Source organism: Altererythrobacter sp. (assembly GCF_050299635.1).
Classification (GTDB): domain Bacteria; phylum Pseudomonadota; class Alphaproteobacteria; order Sphingomonadales; family Sphingomonadaceae; genus Erythrobacter.
In genome coordinates this window covers 1-14010 of sequence record NZ_JBNKWF010000005.1, presented here as the reverse complement: position 1 = coordinate 14010, position 14010 = coordinate 1, and the positions used below count along the sequence as shown (strand labels likewise).

Annotated in this window: 14 protein-coding genes; 8 read left to right on the top strand and 6 right to left on the bottom strand. The window is 59.6% G+C overall.

The features are described 5' to 3' along the window. Window positions 1-93: 93 nt before the first annotated feature. From ACQY6C_RS03570 to ACQY6C_RS03540, 7 genes are all read left to right on the top strand, one after another. Window positions 94-1776, top strand: coding sequence for a vWA domain-containing protein (locus tag ACQY6C_RS03570; protein WP_427964817.1), 1683 nt, complete (start codon window positions 94-96; stop codon window positions 1774-1776). 61 nt (window positions 1777-1837) lie between these two features. Continuing rightward, complete coding sequence (locus tag ACQY6C_RS03565) at window positions 1838-2578, top strand: OmpA family protein (RefSeq protein ID WP_427964815.1); 741 nt, start codon at window positions 1838-1840, stop codon at window positions 2576-2578. 115 nt (window positions 2579-2693) lie between these two features. Beyond that, window positions 2694-3167, top strand: coding sequence for a hypothetical protein (locus tag ACQY6C_RS03560; protein WP_427964812.1), 474 nt, complete (start codon window positions 2694-2696; stop codon window positions 3165-3167). 89 nt (window positions 3168-3256) lie between these two features. Further along, a complete protein-coding gene (locus ACQY6C_RS03555) occupies window positions 3257-3616 on the top strand; it encodes a response regulator (RefSeq protein WP_427964809.1) in 360 nt (119 codons plus the stop codon). A 77-nt stretch (window positions 3617-3693) separates the two neighbouring features. Then, on the top strand, window positions 3694-5634 hold the full coding sequence (gene acs / locus ACQY6C_RS03550) for an acetate--CoA ligase (RefSeq protein ID WP_427964806.1): 1941 nt from the start codon (window positions 3694-3696) through the stop codon (window positions 5632-5634). 83 nt (window positions 5635-5717) lie between these two features. Beyond that, window positions 5718-6362 (top strand): maleylacetoacetate isomerase, encoded by a 645-nt coding sequence (maiA, locus tag ACQY6C_RS03545; protein ID WP_427964803.1) that lies wholly within the window; start codon window positions 5718-5720, stop codon window positions 6360-6362. Next, window positions 6359-7369 (top strand): fumarylacetoacetate hydrolase family protein, encoded by a 1011-nt coding sequence (locus ACQY6C_RS03540; RefSeq protein ID WP_427964800.1) that lies wholly within the window; start codon window positions 6359-6361, stop codon window positions 7367-7369. The genes maiA and ACQY6C_RS03540 overlap by 4 nt, the downstream gene beginning before the upstream one ends. Before the next feature lie 6 nt (window positions 7370-7375). Here the strand turns inward: ACQY6C_RS03540 and fghA are convergent, their stop codons facing one another. The 6 genes from fghA to ald form a co-directional block, all read right to left on the bottom strand. Further along, on the bottom strand, window positions 7376-8215 hold the full coding sequence (fghA, locus tag ACQY6C_RS03535; RefSeq protein WP_427965197.1) for an S-formylglutathione hydrolase: 840 nt from the start codon (window positions 8213-8215) through the stop codon (window positions 7376-7378). Then, on the bottom strand, window positions 8215-8718 hold the full coding sequence (locus ACQY6C_RS03530) for a prolyl-tRNA synthetase associated domain-containing protein (RefSeq protein ID WP_427964798.1): 504 nt from the start codon (window positions 8716-8718) through the stop codon (window positions 8215-8217). Before ACQY6C_RS03530 ends, fghA begins: the two co-directional genes overlap by 1 nt. Beyond that, window positions 8718-9116 (bottom strand): VOC family protein, encoded by a 399-nt coding sequence (locus ACQY6C_RS03525; RefSeq protein WP_427964795.1) that lies wholly within the window; start codon window positions 9114-9116, stop codon window positions 8718-8720. Before ACQY6C_RS03525 ends, ACQY6C_RS03530 begins: the two co-directional genes overlap by 1 nt. Before the next feature lie 94 nt (window positions 9117-9210). Further along, a complete protein-coding gene (locus tag ACQY6C_RS03520; protein WP_427964793.1) occupies window positions 9211-9594 on the bottom strand; it encodes a VOC family protein in 384 nt (127 codons plus the stop codon). 28 nt (window positions 9595-9622) lie between these two features. Beyond that, window positions 9623-10735, bottom strand: coding sequence for an S-(hydroxymethyl)glutathione dehydrogenase/class III alcohol dehydrogenase (locus tag ACQY6C_RS03515; protein WP_427964790.1), 1113 nt, complete (start codon window positions 10733-10735; stop codon window positions 9623-9625). A gap of 109 nt (window positions 10736-10844) precedes the next feature. Next, window positions 10845-11927 carry an alanine dehydrogenase gene (gene ald / locus ACQY6C_RS03510; RefSeq protein ID WP_427964788.1) on the bottom strand — a complete coding sequence of 361 codons (1083 nt, stop codon included), beginning with the start codon at window positions 11925-11927 and terminating at the stop codon, window positions 10845-10847. Window positions 11928-12421: 494 nt separating this feature from the next. Here ald and ACQY6C_RS03505 point away from each other — a divergent pair. Then, window positions 12422-14010 (top strand): hypothetical protein (locus tag ACQY6C_RS03505; protein WP_427964785.1); only part of this gene is annotated, 1589 nt, incomplete at its 3' end.

Here is a 14010-nt window from a genome sequence, read left to right as displayed (position 1 = left end):
TTGACCCCCACCCTCTCCGGTCCCGCGGCAACTATATAAGATGTAATAACATTACATTTTTGTGCTATCCTAGCCGGGAGAGGAGGCCAGATCATGCCCAACTTCAGCACCACAGCCACACCCACAAGTCGCAAGATCCTGGTCGGCGGAACCGTCGTCACGATGCACGCGCTATTGCTCACGGCATGTGCAACTCAGGAGTCCGAAGAAATTGTCGTGACGGGAAGCCCGGCCAAAGAAAGAGTCGCGCAGATGGACGTCGCCCCGCCTCCGCCTGCCACGCCGTCGATGGTGATGGCGGAGAGCGCGGATTTGGCTTCGGCACGATACGGTTTCGTTCCACCAGTTATCGTGCCCGGCGAGCCCAACCGCGAGCGATATGATGGCGAGCAGGTATCGCCCGTCAAAATGGTTCAGACAGAACCCGTTTCGACCTTCTCGGTCGATGTTGATACCGGCGCCTATGCCAATGCCCGCCGCTTCCTGACGCAGGGGCAACTGCCACCGCGTGACGCCGTGCGGACAGAGGAAATGATCAATTATTTCCGCTACAACTACCTCGCACCTCAGGATCGTTCGCAACCCTTCACCGTCACCACCGGTGTCGCCAGGACACCTTGGAACGAAAACACCTATCTGATGCGGATCGGCCTGCGCGGCTATGACATTCCGCGCAGCGAACGCCCACCAGCGAACCTCGTCTTCCTGATGGATGTGTCGGGCTCGATGAACAGTCCTGACAAGCTGCCGCTGGTCAAAACTGCGCTATCGGGCCTCGCCGGCGAGCTTGGTTCCCAGGACAAGGTATCGATAGTGGTCTATGCCGGTGCTGCCGGGCTGGTCCTCGAACCAACCAGCGACACCCGCAAGATCCGCGCCGCACTGAACAGGCTGGAGGCAGGCGGATCGACCGCGGGCGGTGCAGGGCTCCAACTCGCCTACAACATCGCCGAGGATAATTTCATCAAGGGCGGCGTCAATCGCGTGCTGCTGGCAACCGATGGCGATTTCAATGTCGGCGTTTCGGACCGTGATGCGTTGGTCGAAATGATCGAACAGAAGCGCGATAGCGGCATCACGCTAACCACGCTCGGCTTCGGCACCGGCAACTACAATGAAGCGATGATGGAGCAGATCGCCGATCACGGGAACGGCAACTACGCCTATATCGACAGCGCGCTGGAAGCCAAGAAGGTGCTGGGCGACGAAATGAGTTCGACCCTCTTCACCATCGCCAAGGATGTGAAGATCCAGGTCGAATTCAATCCAGCCGTCGTCAGCCAATATCGTCTGGTCGGCTATGAGAACCGCGCCCTGCGCGAAGAGGATTTCGACAATGACAAGGTCGATGCGGGCGATATCGGTGCCGGTCACCAGGTCACTGCAATCTACGAAATCGTGCCAGCGGGAACCAAGGGATGGATCGCCCCTCGCCGCTACGAAGACGCGCCCCCCGCTGCCGCCAAGAACCAGATGGCCGAGGCCGCACATGTCAAGCTGCGCTATAAATTGCCGAATGGCTCGAAATCGAAGCTGATCGACTATGTTGTGCCGCATAGCGCACTGAAGAACGCAAGATATCCACGCGGCGACTTTGCCTTTGCTGCTTCGGTAGCCGCCTTTGGCCAATTGCTGCGCGGCGACGAACTGATGATGGATTTCAGCTTTGACGATGTCGATCGGCTGGCCGGAACGCAAAGCGACTATTGGCGGCAGGAGTTTCTGCGGCTGAACGACGTTGCACGCTCGATGAATGGTGAGCGCAGCGGCGGCTGAGCTTGCGCCTTCACGAAAGCCCCCCTTTTCTGATGGCCGTGCTCTGGCTAAGGGCACGGCCATGCCCATTGGCCCCAAAACCGCAATGCTTGCCGGAGCCCTTGCCACTTGCGCCGTGGCGATCGGTGGTGCGCGCACCGCCGACACCAATTTCGCCGAAACCCTGAATGAACGTGCCGCCACCGCCATCGCAAAGGCTGGCGGAAGAAATGTCAGCGCCCGTTTCACCAACCGGATGGGCTGGCCAACGCGCCACCCGACGCTGTCGGGCGGAGAAAACCTCGACACAAATACGCGCGATCGCGTGGCCAAGGCGGTCGCGGCAGTTCCCGGAATTGGCGGGATCAACTGGGCTGACGGAACGCTGCTGGCCGATGCAGGGGACACAACGTTCTCGCCACTTCATTGTCAGGACGATGTGAATGCCTTGCTCAATGCGCGATCGATCCGCTTCGAAGAATCATCGAGCAACCTGGATCTAGCCAGCCAGCCGCTGCTTGACGAAGTCGCAGCCGCGCTCAGGCCCTGTCTCGGCAGTATTATCGCAATCACCGGGCACACCGACGCCTCAGGCCCCGAACCGGGCAATCTCGCTCTTTCGCGGCAGCGCGCTTTCGCTGTCCAGAATGCGTTGATGCGCCGAGGCATCCCGGCCGACGGGCTTCGTGCACGCGGTGTCGGCTCGCAACTGCCGATCGATGGCCTCGCGCCCGAAGATCCCGCCAATCGCCGGATCGAATTTTCCGTGGTGGCAACGACACCGGTCCAACCCACCCCCGTCGACACGCCTGGGCCGAGGTAGATCATGCCGATCTGGTCAGAAGTTCTCGCAATTGCGCTCGGTGCCTATGTATTGGGGCTCGGGCTGGGATGGCTTTTATGGGGGCGCGGCAGCCCTTCCGAGGAGTAGTTTTTCGATGCCAGAACTGATCCAGACCTATTGGCCCTATCTCCTGATCGCCTTCGCCATCGGCCTGGCGGTAGCGTGGTTCGCATTCATGGCCAACCGGCGCACCTCTGTTGTTAGCGAGCGCAAGGACGTGCTCGATGAAGGCGCCGAACGTGCGCAGCGCAATCAGGCATTGATCGATGCGCCTGGCGGAACGGCCACTCCAGCCACCGATCCGACCTCACAGGGATCCCCAACCGGGGGCGACGAGCTGACCCGGATCAAGGGGCTAGGACCAAAAATTGCAGCCAAGCTCGGTGAGATGGGCGTGACGCGATTTGAACAGATCGCCGCTTGGGACGATGCGGAGATCGACCGTATCGACGCAAGACTCGACCGGTTCCAGGGCCGCATCCGGCGTGACAATTGGGTTGCGCAGGCGAAACTGCTCGCAGCTGGAGACGAAGCGGGATTTGTCAGCGAGTTCGGCCGCGAAGGCTGAACAGGCCCGGCTTGGCGTCGCAGTGGTGGGAACTTCGGCGCCCAATTCACGTTAGGAGTCTTCGCATATCACAATGCGGGGGAGCCGCCATGCCAAGCCTCAGGATTTTGGTCGCGGAAGACGAGTGTATCGTCGCCATGGACCTGTGCGAAACCGTCACAGAAGCAGGATTCATCGTGGAGGGGCCGCACGGCGAGGTTTCCTCTGCCATGCAGGCTTTCCACAAGCGGAGGCCAGACCTCGCGATCCTTGATGTCCAATTGAGCGACGGCGTGGTTTTTCCCCTCGCCCGCCAGCTTGCCGAACAGGACGTACCGATAATCTTCCACTCCTGCCATTTCACGCGGGATGAAGTGTGGAAGCGGTTTCCCGGCGCCAAAACGCTAAGCAAGCCATGCCCGCCCAACGAAATGATCGCAGCGCTCAACGAGGCCTTGCACCTGCATTGAATTGCATTGGCAATCGCGCTTCCATCGCGCGCCGCCATGCCCTAACGCTGTACCCCAATCGAAGGGAGAATTAGCGAATGAGTGACGCCGTTTTTCGGGTTCCGGATGAATGGGCGAAGTCAGCCAAAATCGACGATGCGAAATATCGGGAGATGTATCGCCAATCGGTCGAGGATCCCGATACCTTCTGGCGCACGCAATCCGAACGGATCGACTGGATCGCTCCTTTCGACACAGTGAAAGACACGTCCTTCAACGAAGAAGACTTTCACATCCGCTGGTTCACGGGCGGCAAGCTCAATATTGCCGCCAATTGCCTCGACCGACATCTGGCCGAGCGGGGCGAAGAAATTGCGATCATCTGGGAACCTGACGATCCCGCTGACACGGCGCGCAAGCTCACCTACCGCGAACTTCATGCCGAAGTATGCAAATTCGCCAATGCGCTGAAGACCCGCGGCGTGGCAAAGGGTGACCGGGTCACGCTCTACCTGCCAATGGTGCCCGAGGCTGCGATCGCGATGCTCGCTTGCGCTCGGATCGGTGCGGTGCATTCAGTCGTCTTCGCAGGCTTCTCTCCCGATGCGCTCGCCGGGAGGATCGAGGATTGCCAGTCGAATATCGTCGTGACCGCAGACGAAGGGCTGCGCGGTAGCAAGCCGATCCCTCTCAAGGCCAATGTCGATGCCGCGCTGGAGAAGGTGCCGGTCGACAATGTCATTGTGCTGGAGCGTACCGGCGCCGACGTGCCGATGAAGGAAGGCCGCGACGTGACCTGGGCCGATGCCGTGTCCGGTGTTTCGGCAGAGTGCGTGCCAGAGGAGATGGACGCAGAAGATCCGCTTTTCATCCTCTACACCTCGGGCTCGACCGGCAAGCCCAAGGGCGTGCTGCATACCAGCGGAGGCTATGCCGTGTGGGTCAGCATGACGCATGAATATGTGTTCGATTACCGCCCCGGCCAGATCTACTGGTGCGCCGCCGATGTCGGCTGGGTGACCGGCCATTCCTATGTCGTCTATGCTCCGCTTATGAACGGCGCGACGACCGTGATGTTCGAAGGCGTGCCAAACTACCCGGACCATTCGCGCTTCTGGCAGGTAATCGACAAATACGATGTCGAAATCTTCTATGCTGCACCCACGGCGCTGCGCGCTCTGATGCGTGAAGGCGATGACTTCGTGACAAGAACCAGCCGCAAGTCGCTAAAACTTCTCGGTTCTGTTGGTGAGCCGATCAATCCCGAAGCCTGGGACTGGTACCACCGTGTGGTTGGCGAGCGGCGTTGCCCGATCGTTGATACCTGGTGGCAAACCGAGACAGGCGGCGCGATGATCTCCCCCCTTCCCGGCGCGACAGACCTCAAGCCCGGCAGTGCAAGCAAGCCCATGTTCGGCGTGAATCCCGCTGTGCTCGACGCCGCCGATGGCACGGTGCTGGAGGGTGCCACCGAAGGCGCGCTGGTCATCACCGATAGCTGGCCGGGCCAGATGCGCACCGTCTATGGCGACCATGAACGCTTCTTCCAGACCTATTTCAGCCAGTACCCCGGATACTACTTCACCGGCGACGGATGCCGCCGAGACGAGGACGGCTATTACTGGATTACGGGCAGGATCGACGACGTCATCAACGTCTCCGGTCACCGCATGGGCACGGCTGAAGTCGAAAGCGCGCTGGTGGAGCATGAGAAGGTGGCGGAAGCCGCCGTGGTCGGCATGCCCCATGATGTTAAGGGCCAGGGCATCTATGCCTATGTCACCACGATGGAAGGCGTGGAAGACAGCGACGACCTGCGCAAGGAATTGGTGCAGTGGGTGCGCAAGGAAATCGGGCCGATTGCCACACCCGATGTTGTGCAGTTCGCGCCCGGCCTTCCCAAGACGCGCAGCGGCAAGATCATGCGCCGCATTCTGCGCAAGATCGCGGAGAACGACACCGGCAATCTGGGGGACACTTCAACGCTGGCCGATCCATCGGTGGTTGACGATTTACTCGCCAATCGCCCGGCGACTTGACGGCTTGCGGGATCGCACCAAGCCTGCCACAGGGATAGCAATATAGTTACAGCAGAAACTAACTCCGCCAGGGCGATGTTCAGATGAAACTCTATGGCTATTATCGCAGCTCCACAAGCTACCGCCTGCGCATCGCGTTGGAGCTGAAGGGCATCGACTACGAATATATCCCTGTGAACCTGCTGACTTCGGAACAGAAGGGCGAAGCCTTCACCAGCCGCAACCCCTTCGGCAGCGTACCGATGCTGGAAGCGGACGGACGCGACCGCGCACAATCGATGGCACAGCTCGAATGGCTGGACGAGGCTTATCCCGACCGCTCGCTGCTGCCGCGCGACGTTGAGGATCGGTACACCGCGCGCGAGCTGGCCTATGCCATAGCGACCGAACTGCACGCGCCGCTCAACCTGCCTGTTCTGAAGTATCTCAAGGACCCGCTCGGCCATTCGCAGGACGAGATCAGCACCTGGTATCGCCACTGGCTTGCTCGCACGCTCGACCCGCTCGAGGCGCGGCTCACTCAGCTCGGCACAGGCGATTTCCTGTTCGACGCCCCCGGATTTTTTGAAGTGGTGCTCCTGCCGCAGGTCTATAATGCGCAGCGTTTCCAGTTCGATTTCAGCAACAAGCCTCACATCACGCGCATAGAACAGGCATGCCTTGCCCTGCCCGCATTCCAGCGCGCGCATCCCGACAACCAGCCTGACAATCCCGAGAGGTCCCAATGAAACTTGCCACACTCAATGACGGCACCCGTGACGGAAAACTCGTCGTCGTCTCGAAGGACCTGACGCGCTATTGCGCCGCCGAGAACATCGCGCCCACCTTGCAGGCAGCGCTCGACGATTGGGACAGGATTGCGCCCAAGCTCGAAGTGCTGGCTCTTGATGTCGAGCATGAAGCGGTTCCTTGCGAACGCTTCCATGAGCGCGAGGCGCTTTCCCCCCTTCCCCGCGCCTATCAATGGGCCGACGGCAGCGCCTATATCAATCATGTCGAGCTGGTTCGGCAGGCGCGCGGTGCCGCTGTGCCCGAAAGTTTCTATCACGATCCGCTGATGTATCAGGGGGGAAGCGACGCCTTCCTGGCTCCGCGCGAAGATATTCCGCTGGGCGATGTGGCCTGGGGCTGCGACATGGAAGGCGAAGTGGCGGCGATCACGGGCGACGTGCCGATGGGCGTCTCAGTCGATGACGCGGCCGGACACATCAAACTGTTGATGCTGGTCAACGACGTGTCGCTGCGCGGCCTGATCCCCGGCGAACTGGCCAAGGGCTTCGGCTTCTTCCAGTCCAAGCCTGCCAGTGCCTTCTCGCCCGTGTGCATCACGCCCGACGAGTTGGGCGATGCCTGGGCCGAAAGCCTGATTCACCTACCGCTAATGGTCGACTACAATGGCGAGGCATTCGGTCGCGCCAATGCCGGGGTCGACGCGACCTTCAATCTGGCCCAACTCGTCGCCCATGCGGCCAAGACCCGCAAGCTCTGCGCCGGAACCGTGATCGGCACCGGCACGATCTCCAACAAGGGCGAAGATGGCGGCGCGGGCAAACCCGTCAGCGAAGGTGGCCTGGGCTATAGCTGCATCGCTGAAATTCGTATGATCGAGACGATCCGTGACGGCCAGCCCTCGACACGCTTCATGCAACCGGGCGACACGGTGCGAATCGAGATGCGCGACGAACACAACCACTCGATCTTCGGTGCGATCGAGCAGACGGTGGTGAAGGTCTAAGCAGGCCTAAGTCAACCGCGCGGCATGCCAGGCGACATGCTCGGCCATAAAGGTCGAGATGAAGTAATAGGAATGGTCGTAGCCATCCTGCATTCGGATCGTGGCGTCGATCCCGGCGGCTTCGCAAGCCTGCGCAAGCCGGTGCGTCTGTAGCTGCTCTTCGAGGAAGTTGTCGGCCGTGCCCTGATCCACCAACAGTTCAGGCACGCGCGCACCATCCTCGATCAGGGCGCAGGCATCATATTCGCGCCAGGCCGCGCGGTCATCGCCCAGATAACGGCCAAGTGCCTTCTCGCCCCACGGCACCTGCGAAGGCGCAACAATCGGCGCGAAGGCACTAACCGATTTGTACCGGCCCGGATTGCGCAGCGCGATGGTCAGCGCACCATGTCCGCCCATCGAATGGCCGGTAATGCCTTGTCGCTCCAGATCGGCAGGGAAACTCGCAACTATCACCTCAGGCAATTCGCTCTCGATATAGCTCCGCATGCGATAGTGTTTCGACCAGGGCTGCTGCGTCGCATTGACATAAAAACCCGCACCCTTGCCGAAGTCATATTCTTCTGCGCTGTCAGGCACATCGTCGCCACGCGGCGAAGTATCGGGTGCGACGAAGATCATGCCATGCTCAGCGCAAGCGGCGCGGAACTCGCCCTTCTCGGTGACATTGGCGTGGGTGCAGGTTAGCCCGGAAAGATACCACAGTACCGGCAGCTTCGCGCCCGGTTCATGCGGAGGCACGAAGACGGAGAACGTCATATCCGTCCCGGTCTCGGCGGACTTGTGAGTGTACACGCCCTGCACACCGCCATGGGCCTTGTTTTCGCTTACAGTTTCGAGCGTCATCATTCTTCCCTGACTGGTATGAGTGCGACAAGCGGCTCATGGCCCCAATGCTGCAACAGTTTGAGCGTATCGGCCCCGGAAAGCCCAACCGTCGCCGTATTGCGTAGCGGATGCACATTGATGCGATCGGCTGCAGCGAGCCGTTCGTCGAGCACCACTGTAATGCTGCCCGGCTCTGCATTGATCATTGCCAGCGGCGTGACCGATCCAGGCGCAATACCCAGCAAGCATTCCATGTCTTCAGCCTTGCCGAAGCTGACGCGCTTGCAGCCGATAGCTTGCGGCAAAGCCTTGAGATCGACTTGAGCTTCAGCTGGAACTGTCAGCAGCCAGAAGGCGCCCTTGGCGTCCTTGAGAAACAGATTCTTCGTATGCTCGCCCGGCAGGCTATCCTTGATCCCGCGGCTTTCCTCGACCGTAAACACGGCCTCGTGCTCGTGGATCTCATGGGCAATGCCATGCGCAGCGAGGTCGGCCAGCAATCCGGATTCGCCTCTTTGCATCAAACCGCCAACGGCCCCATAAACTTGAGTGCGCAAAGCTTGTTCCCATCCGGATCGCGCAGGTACGCCAGGTAGATGCCGCCTTCCGCGCTGTGGCTGCGAATGCCTGGCGGGTCCTCGCATGAGGTGCCGCCATTGGCGATACCAGCCGCATGCCAGGCATCGCCTTGTTCCGGGCTGTCGACCGAGAAGCCGATGGTTACGCCATTGCCCGGATGAGGGGCTTCGTGGTCGAGTGGTTCACCGACCACAAGGAAGGTTTCGCCGCGCTGCCAGAACCACCGGTTGCGCTCACTGTCTTTCCAGCTTCGCGCTCCGCCCAATGCATCGAACAGCGCATCGTAGAACGCTTTGGATCGTCCGACGTCGCTACTTCCAAGGTGAACATGCGTAAACATGACTTACCTCCCTTCGTCCGATCCGCGCGCTAGCAATTAGGGTGGTTCGGCCGCATTCAGCCGGATCGAACCACCCCTTTGCCTTGCCGTGGCCTTACTCCCCTTCGGGCAGTTGGCAGAAAGCGCAGACCTTGTTGCCATCCGGATCGCGCAGATAGGCGCCATAGGCATTGCCGGGAGCCTGCGGACGCTTGCCCGGTGCGCCCTCATCAGCGCCGCCATTGGCGAGGCCGGCAGCGTGCCAGGCATCGACCTGTTCCTTGTTCTGCGCAGCAAAGCCGATCGTGCCGCCATTGGCATAGGTAGCCGCCTCACCATTTGCGGGTGCACCGACGCCGAATGCCTGGCCTGCAGCGCTCTGGTAAAATGCGCGCTCGCCCATATTGTGCCCCTGGACGCCAAGAGCGCCAAAGGTCGCATCGTAGAATTTGATCGATGCCTCGGGGTTGTTCGCGCCAACCATCACATGCGTGTACATTCTGTAATTCCTCTCTCTGCCAACTGGATCAATAGACCACGACGCTGCGGATGCTCTCGCCCGCATGCATCAGGTCGAAACCCTTGTTGATTTCTTCAAGGGTGAGAACATGCGTAATCATCGGATCAATCTGGATTTTTCCATTCATGTACCAATCGACGATCTTTGGAACATCGGTGCGGCCCTTCGCGCCACCGAAAGCCGTGCCGCGCCAATTGCGCCCCGTTACGAGTTGGAACGGGCGGGTGGCGATTTCCTTGCCAGCCTCGGCCACACCGATGATGATCGAGGTACCCCACCCGCGGTGGCAGGCCTCCAGCGCGGTGCGCATCACTTCGGTATTGCCGGTGGCGTCGAAGGTGTAGTCGGCCCCGCCATCGGTCATTTCGACAACCTTGGCCACCACCTCGTCGCGGCTCATTCCCTTGGTGTTGAGGAAGTGGGTCATTCCGAATTTGCGACCCCATTCCTCGCGGTCGCCATTGATGTCGATACCGATAATCATTCCGGCACCAGCGAGACGCGCGCCCTGGATCACGTTCAGGCCGATCCCGCCAAGGCCGAACACGACGACGTTGTCGCCAACCTGCACCTTGGCGGTGTTGGTCACCGCACCCACGCCCGTGGTTACACCGCAACCGATATAGCAGCTCGTCTGGAACGGTGCGTCTTCGCGAATCTTGGCGACCGCGATTTCAGGCAGCACCGTGAAGTTCGAGAAGGTCGAGCAGCCCATATAGTGAAAGATCGTCTCGCCCTTGTAGCTAAAGCGGCTCGTACCGTCGGGCATCAGGCCCTGGCCCTGCGTCGCACGGATCGCGGTGCACAGATTGGTCTTGCCGCTGAGGCAGGACTTACACTGGCGGCACTCCGGCGTGTAGAGCGGGATAACGTGATCGTCCGGCTTCACGCTGGTTACGCCCGGCCCCACTTCGCGCACGATCCCTGCGCCTTCATGGCCCAGGATACTTGGGAATATGCCTTCGCTGTCGAATCCGTCCAGCGTATAGGCATCGGTGTGGCAGATGCCGGTCGCCATGATCTCGACCAGAACTTCGCCTTCCTTAGGTCCTTCGAGGTCAACCTCGACGATCTCAAGCGGCTTCTTGGCTTCAAATGCTACGGCGGCACGGGTCTTCATCGGGGGCTCTCCTCATGTCTCGCAAGAACAGTGTGCAAGACATAACGAATGCCGAAAGGTCAAGAGCGAGACCATATCAAGACTGGCTAATGCCGATTACTAATGCCTGTTAGAAGCCCAGGCTATCCTTCACCGCTGCATTCACGATCTTGCCCATGTGAACATTGAGCCCGTTCATCAGGTGCGGGTTGTCTTCGCAGGCCTTGATCCCGCGGTCGGCCAGTGCCAGCCCATACGGCAGCGTCGCATTGTTGAGCGCATAGCTGGATGTTAGCGGGACTGCGCCGGGCATATTGGCGACGCAATAATGAATGATTCCGTCGACCTGGTAGGTCGGATCTTCATGCGTCGTCGGTTTCGAGGTCTCGAAACAACCGCCCTGGTCGATTGCCACATCGACCAGCACGGCGCGCCACTTCATCAGCCCCAGCATTTCGCGAGTAACGAGATGCGGCGTGGCAGCACCCGGGATCAGCACCGCGCCTATCACCACATCGGCTTCGCCAATTGCATCCTCGATCGTCGCCATGGTCGAGTAGCGATTTGTGACGCGGCCCTGAAACATCTCGTCAAGCTGGCGCAGTCGCGGCAGTGACTTGTCGAAAATCTCGACATTGGCACCCAGTCCGACGGCCATGCGCGCAGCCTGTGTGCCGACCACGCCGCCGCCCAGAATAACGACTTTGGCGGGAAGCACTCCCGGCACACCGCCAATCAATGTGCCGCGTCCACCATTGATTGCCCTCAGCGCCATGCCTCCAGCTTCGATCGAGAGCCGTCCCGCGACCTCGCTCATCGGTGCGAGCAGCGGCAAGCCACCGCCAGGCGACGTGACCGTTTCATAGGCCACGGCGGAAACACCCGATTTCATCAGCCCGCGTGCCTGGTCGGGATCGGGGGCAAGGTGAAGATAGGTGTAGAGGATCTGGCCTTCGCGCAATTGCACCCACTCGTTGGGCTGCGGCTCCTTGACCTTCACGATCATGTCGGCCCGAGCAAAGACTTCCTCAGCGCTCTCCGCAATTTCGGCCCCGGCCTTGCGATATATATCGTCGGACTTCGCAATCCCTTCACCGGCCTTGGTTTCGACGATGACCTGGTGCCCCGCCGCGCAATATTCGCGCACGGCCTCGGGCGTTAGTCCGACGCGGAATTCGCTGGGTTTGATCTCTCTTGGCACACCGACAAGCATGACGATCTCCTGTGATCGACCGCGGCCTAGGACATCGCCAATAAGGTTGCAATCGATACAATCCAGTGTGCCTGAACCCGATCGAAGAGATCCACGAGCATCAAACCCGCTCGTCCAATAAATGGGGATGCAAACCGGCTGTCAGAATATCGATCTTCTTCCGGCCTGCGTCCCATTGACGCAGGTTTTCAATTCAAATTGTTGACTCGCAGTGGGTTAAGGTTAACATTTAGCTAACTCGCTGATTCCGCGAGTCGCGTTTGCGGCTGACTTAGTGCCGCTTCGTCAATAACATTAACTTGGGCCGCCTTACCGAGTGCCTTCCTGGGAAATTGCGGATTCAACCGCAGCCCATGGCACAAGAGCTGGCCCATTATCCAACCAGCTTCAGCACTCGATTTGAACGATCTAGAACAGAACGGAATCCGATTCCGTCACCGGTCGCCGATGCAATTCAACTGGCACCCCCTGCCAGGCGTATTTGGAGGCTGGAAATGGCACTGGACCTGGATCAATCCTCTTTTCAAGACGACGACGACGTAATCTATTACGACATTACGACGATCACCGGCAGCGAAGCGCTGATAAATGGTGCGCTGTTCTTCTCGGAGCAGCCGACATCATCGTCCGGCACCGGGCTCATCCAGGCGTTTGTTCGCGTTCAAGACGGCGGCAACGACGATACCCCAGGTTTTGAAAACGGCTACAACACCGATTTTCGACCGCTCTCCTATGAAGAGAACACGTCACCCAGTTTCACCACCACGCTCTCGCTTGCCGACGTTCCAGTCGTCACGATAGACGGTGTGGACTATTACGAGTTCAGGCTCGATATCAACCAGCTCAACTCCAGCCCGCTACTCTCGCTTGACGCGATCAAGCTGTACAAGAGCGACGTCACAGACGGTGACGCAAATGGCGAGATTGACGATGTCGGTGGATGGTTCGATCTGAACGCCACTCTGGTCTATGATCTGGACTACGACATTTTCAACACCAATAGCGATGGCGACAACAACCAGAACACTGACAATAGTGTTCTGCTCGATTATTCGCTCCAGGCTGGCAGCGGCAAATCGGACATGTTCTTCTATGTGCCGGTTTCGAACTTCGGTGGTGCCGATCCAGAAACCACCAATGTCACGCTCTACTCTGAATTCGGCGCGGCAGACGTATTGGATTCTTCCGACGGGCTGTCGGCGCTCGACGACTCGCAATTCGCAAGTAACGACGAATCCGACGATGATCCTACTTCCGTCTATGGCACCTACACTTCGAATGACGGTTTCGAGGAATGGTCCGTTTCAAAAACGCTCGGTGAAAGCTTCATCAGCGGGTACAAATGGGATGACGTTGACGGCGACGGCATCTGGGACACTGGCGAGCAAGCGCTCGAAGGCTGGAAGTTCCATTACGAATATACCACCGGCAATGGCCAGAATGTCATTACGCATTCCGGCGACGCAATAACCGATGCAAACGGCCAGTACTTCATTCCCGTAGTCGGCAACAACCATGACTATACGATCACGATTACCGAAGTCAGCGCACCGGGATCGACCGACCTTGGTGACTGGATCAATACTTATGATGGTGACGGAACCCTCGACGCCACAACCTATGTAACGATCGACAAGGATCTCGTCGATTTACCGCAGGGCGATTTCGAAACCACCGAACAGCTCAACTTTGGTAATTTCGAGCTCTACGACATCTCGGGCACCAAGTATGAGGACATCACCGGCGACGGCATCACCGGCGATGACGGCACGCTCTCGGGCGTCACCATCTTCATCGACATGGACGATACCGGCACGCTGACCGGCGACGACCTGACCACCACCACCGATGCCTCGGGCAACTGGTCCTTCACCGATCTCGACGCCTCCCATGCCGGCAAGACCGTCTACGAGGTCCTGCCGGGTGGCTATGTCCAGACCGTCGGCCAGGCTGGCTACGGCATCACCGGCACCTCGGGCGCCGACCAGTCCGGGCTCGATTTCGCCAATTTCGAGCTCTACGACATCTCGGGCACCAAGTATGAGGACATCACCGGCGACGGCATCACCGGCGATGACGGCAC

What these genes read in the sequence shown, in the direction of transcription:
- ACQY6C_RS03570 (WP_427964817.1), top strand. Translation starts at nt 94, where the DNA reads ATGCCCAACTTCAGCACCACAGCCACACCCACAAGTCGCAAGATCCTG.
- ACQY6C_RS03565 (WP_427964815.1), top strand. Translation starts at nt 1,838, where the DNA reads ATGCCCATTGGCCCCAAAACCGCAATGCTTGCCGGAGCCCTTGCCACT.
- ACQY6C_RS03560 (WP_427964812.1), top strand. Translation starts at nt 2,694, where the DNA reads ATGCCAGAACTGATCCAGACCTATTGGCCCTATCTCCTGATCGCCTTC.
- ACQY6C_RS03555 (WP_427964809.1), top strand. Translation starts at nt 3,257, where the DNA reads ATGCCAAGCCTCAGGATTTTGGTCGCGGAAGACGAGTGTATCGTCGCC.
- acs (WP_427964806.1), top strand. Translation starts at nt 3,694, where the DNA reads ATGAGTGACGCCGTTTTTCGGGTTCCGGATGAATGGGCGAAGTCAGCC.
- maiA (WP_427964803.1), top strand. Translation starts at nt 5,718, where the DNA reads ATGAAACTCTATGGCTATTATCGCAGCTCCACAAGCTACCGCCTGCGC.
- ACQY6C_RS03540 (WP_427964800.1), top strand. Translation starts at nt 6,359, where the DNA reads ATGAAACTTGCCACACTCAATGACGGCACCCGTGACGGAAAACTCGTC.
- fghA (WP_427965197.1), bottom strand. Translation starts at nt 8,215, where the DNA reads ATGACGCTCGAAACTGTAAGCGAAAACAAGGCCCATGGCGGTGTGCAG.
- ACQY6C_RS03530 (WP_427964798.1), bottom strand. Translation starts at nt 8,718, where the DNA reads ATGCAAAGAGGCGAATCCGGATTGCTGGCCGACCTCGCTGCGCATGGC.
- ACQY6C_RS03525 (WP_427964795.1), bottom strand. Translation starts at nt 9,116, where the DNA reads ATGTTTACGCATGTTCACCTTGGAAGTAGCGACGTCGGACGATCCAAA.
- ACQY6C_RS03520 (WP_427964793.1), bottom strand. Translation starts at nt 9,594, where the DNA reads ATGTACACGCATGTGATGGTTGGCGCGAACAACCCCGAGGCATCGATC.
- ACQY6C_RS03515 (WP_427964790.1), bottom strand. Translation starts at nt 10,735, where the DNA reads ATGAAGACCCGTGCCGCCGTAGCATTTGAAGCCAAGAAGCCGCTTGAG.
- ald (WP_427964788.1), bottom strand. Translation starts at nt 11,927, where the DNA reads ATGCTTGTCGGTGTGCCAAGAGAGATCAAACCCAGCGAATTCCGCGTC.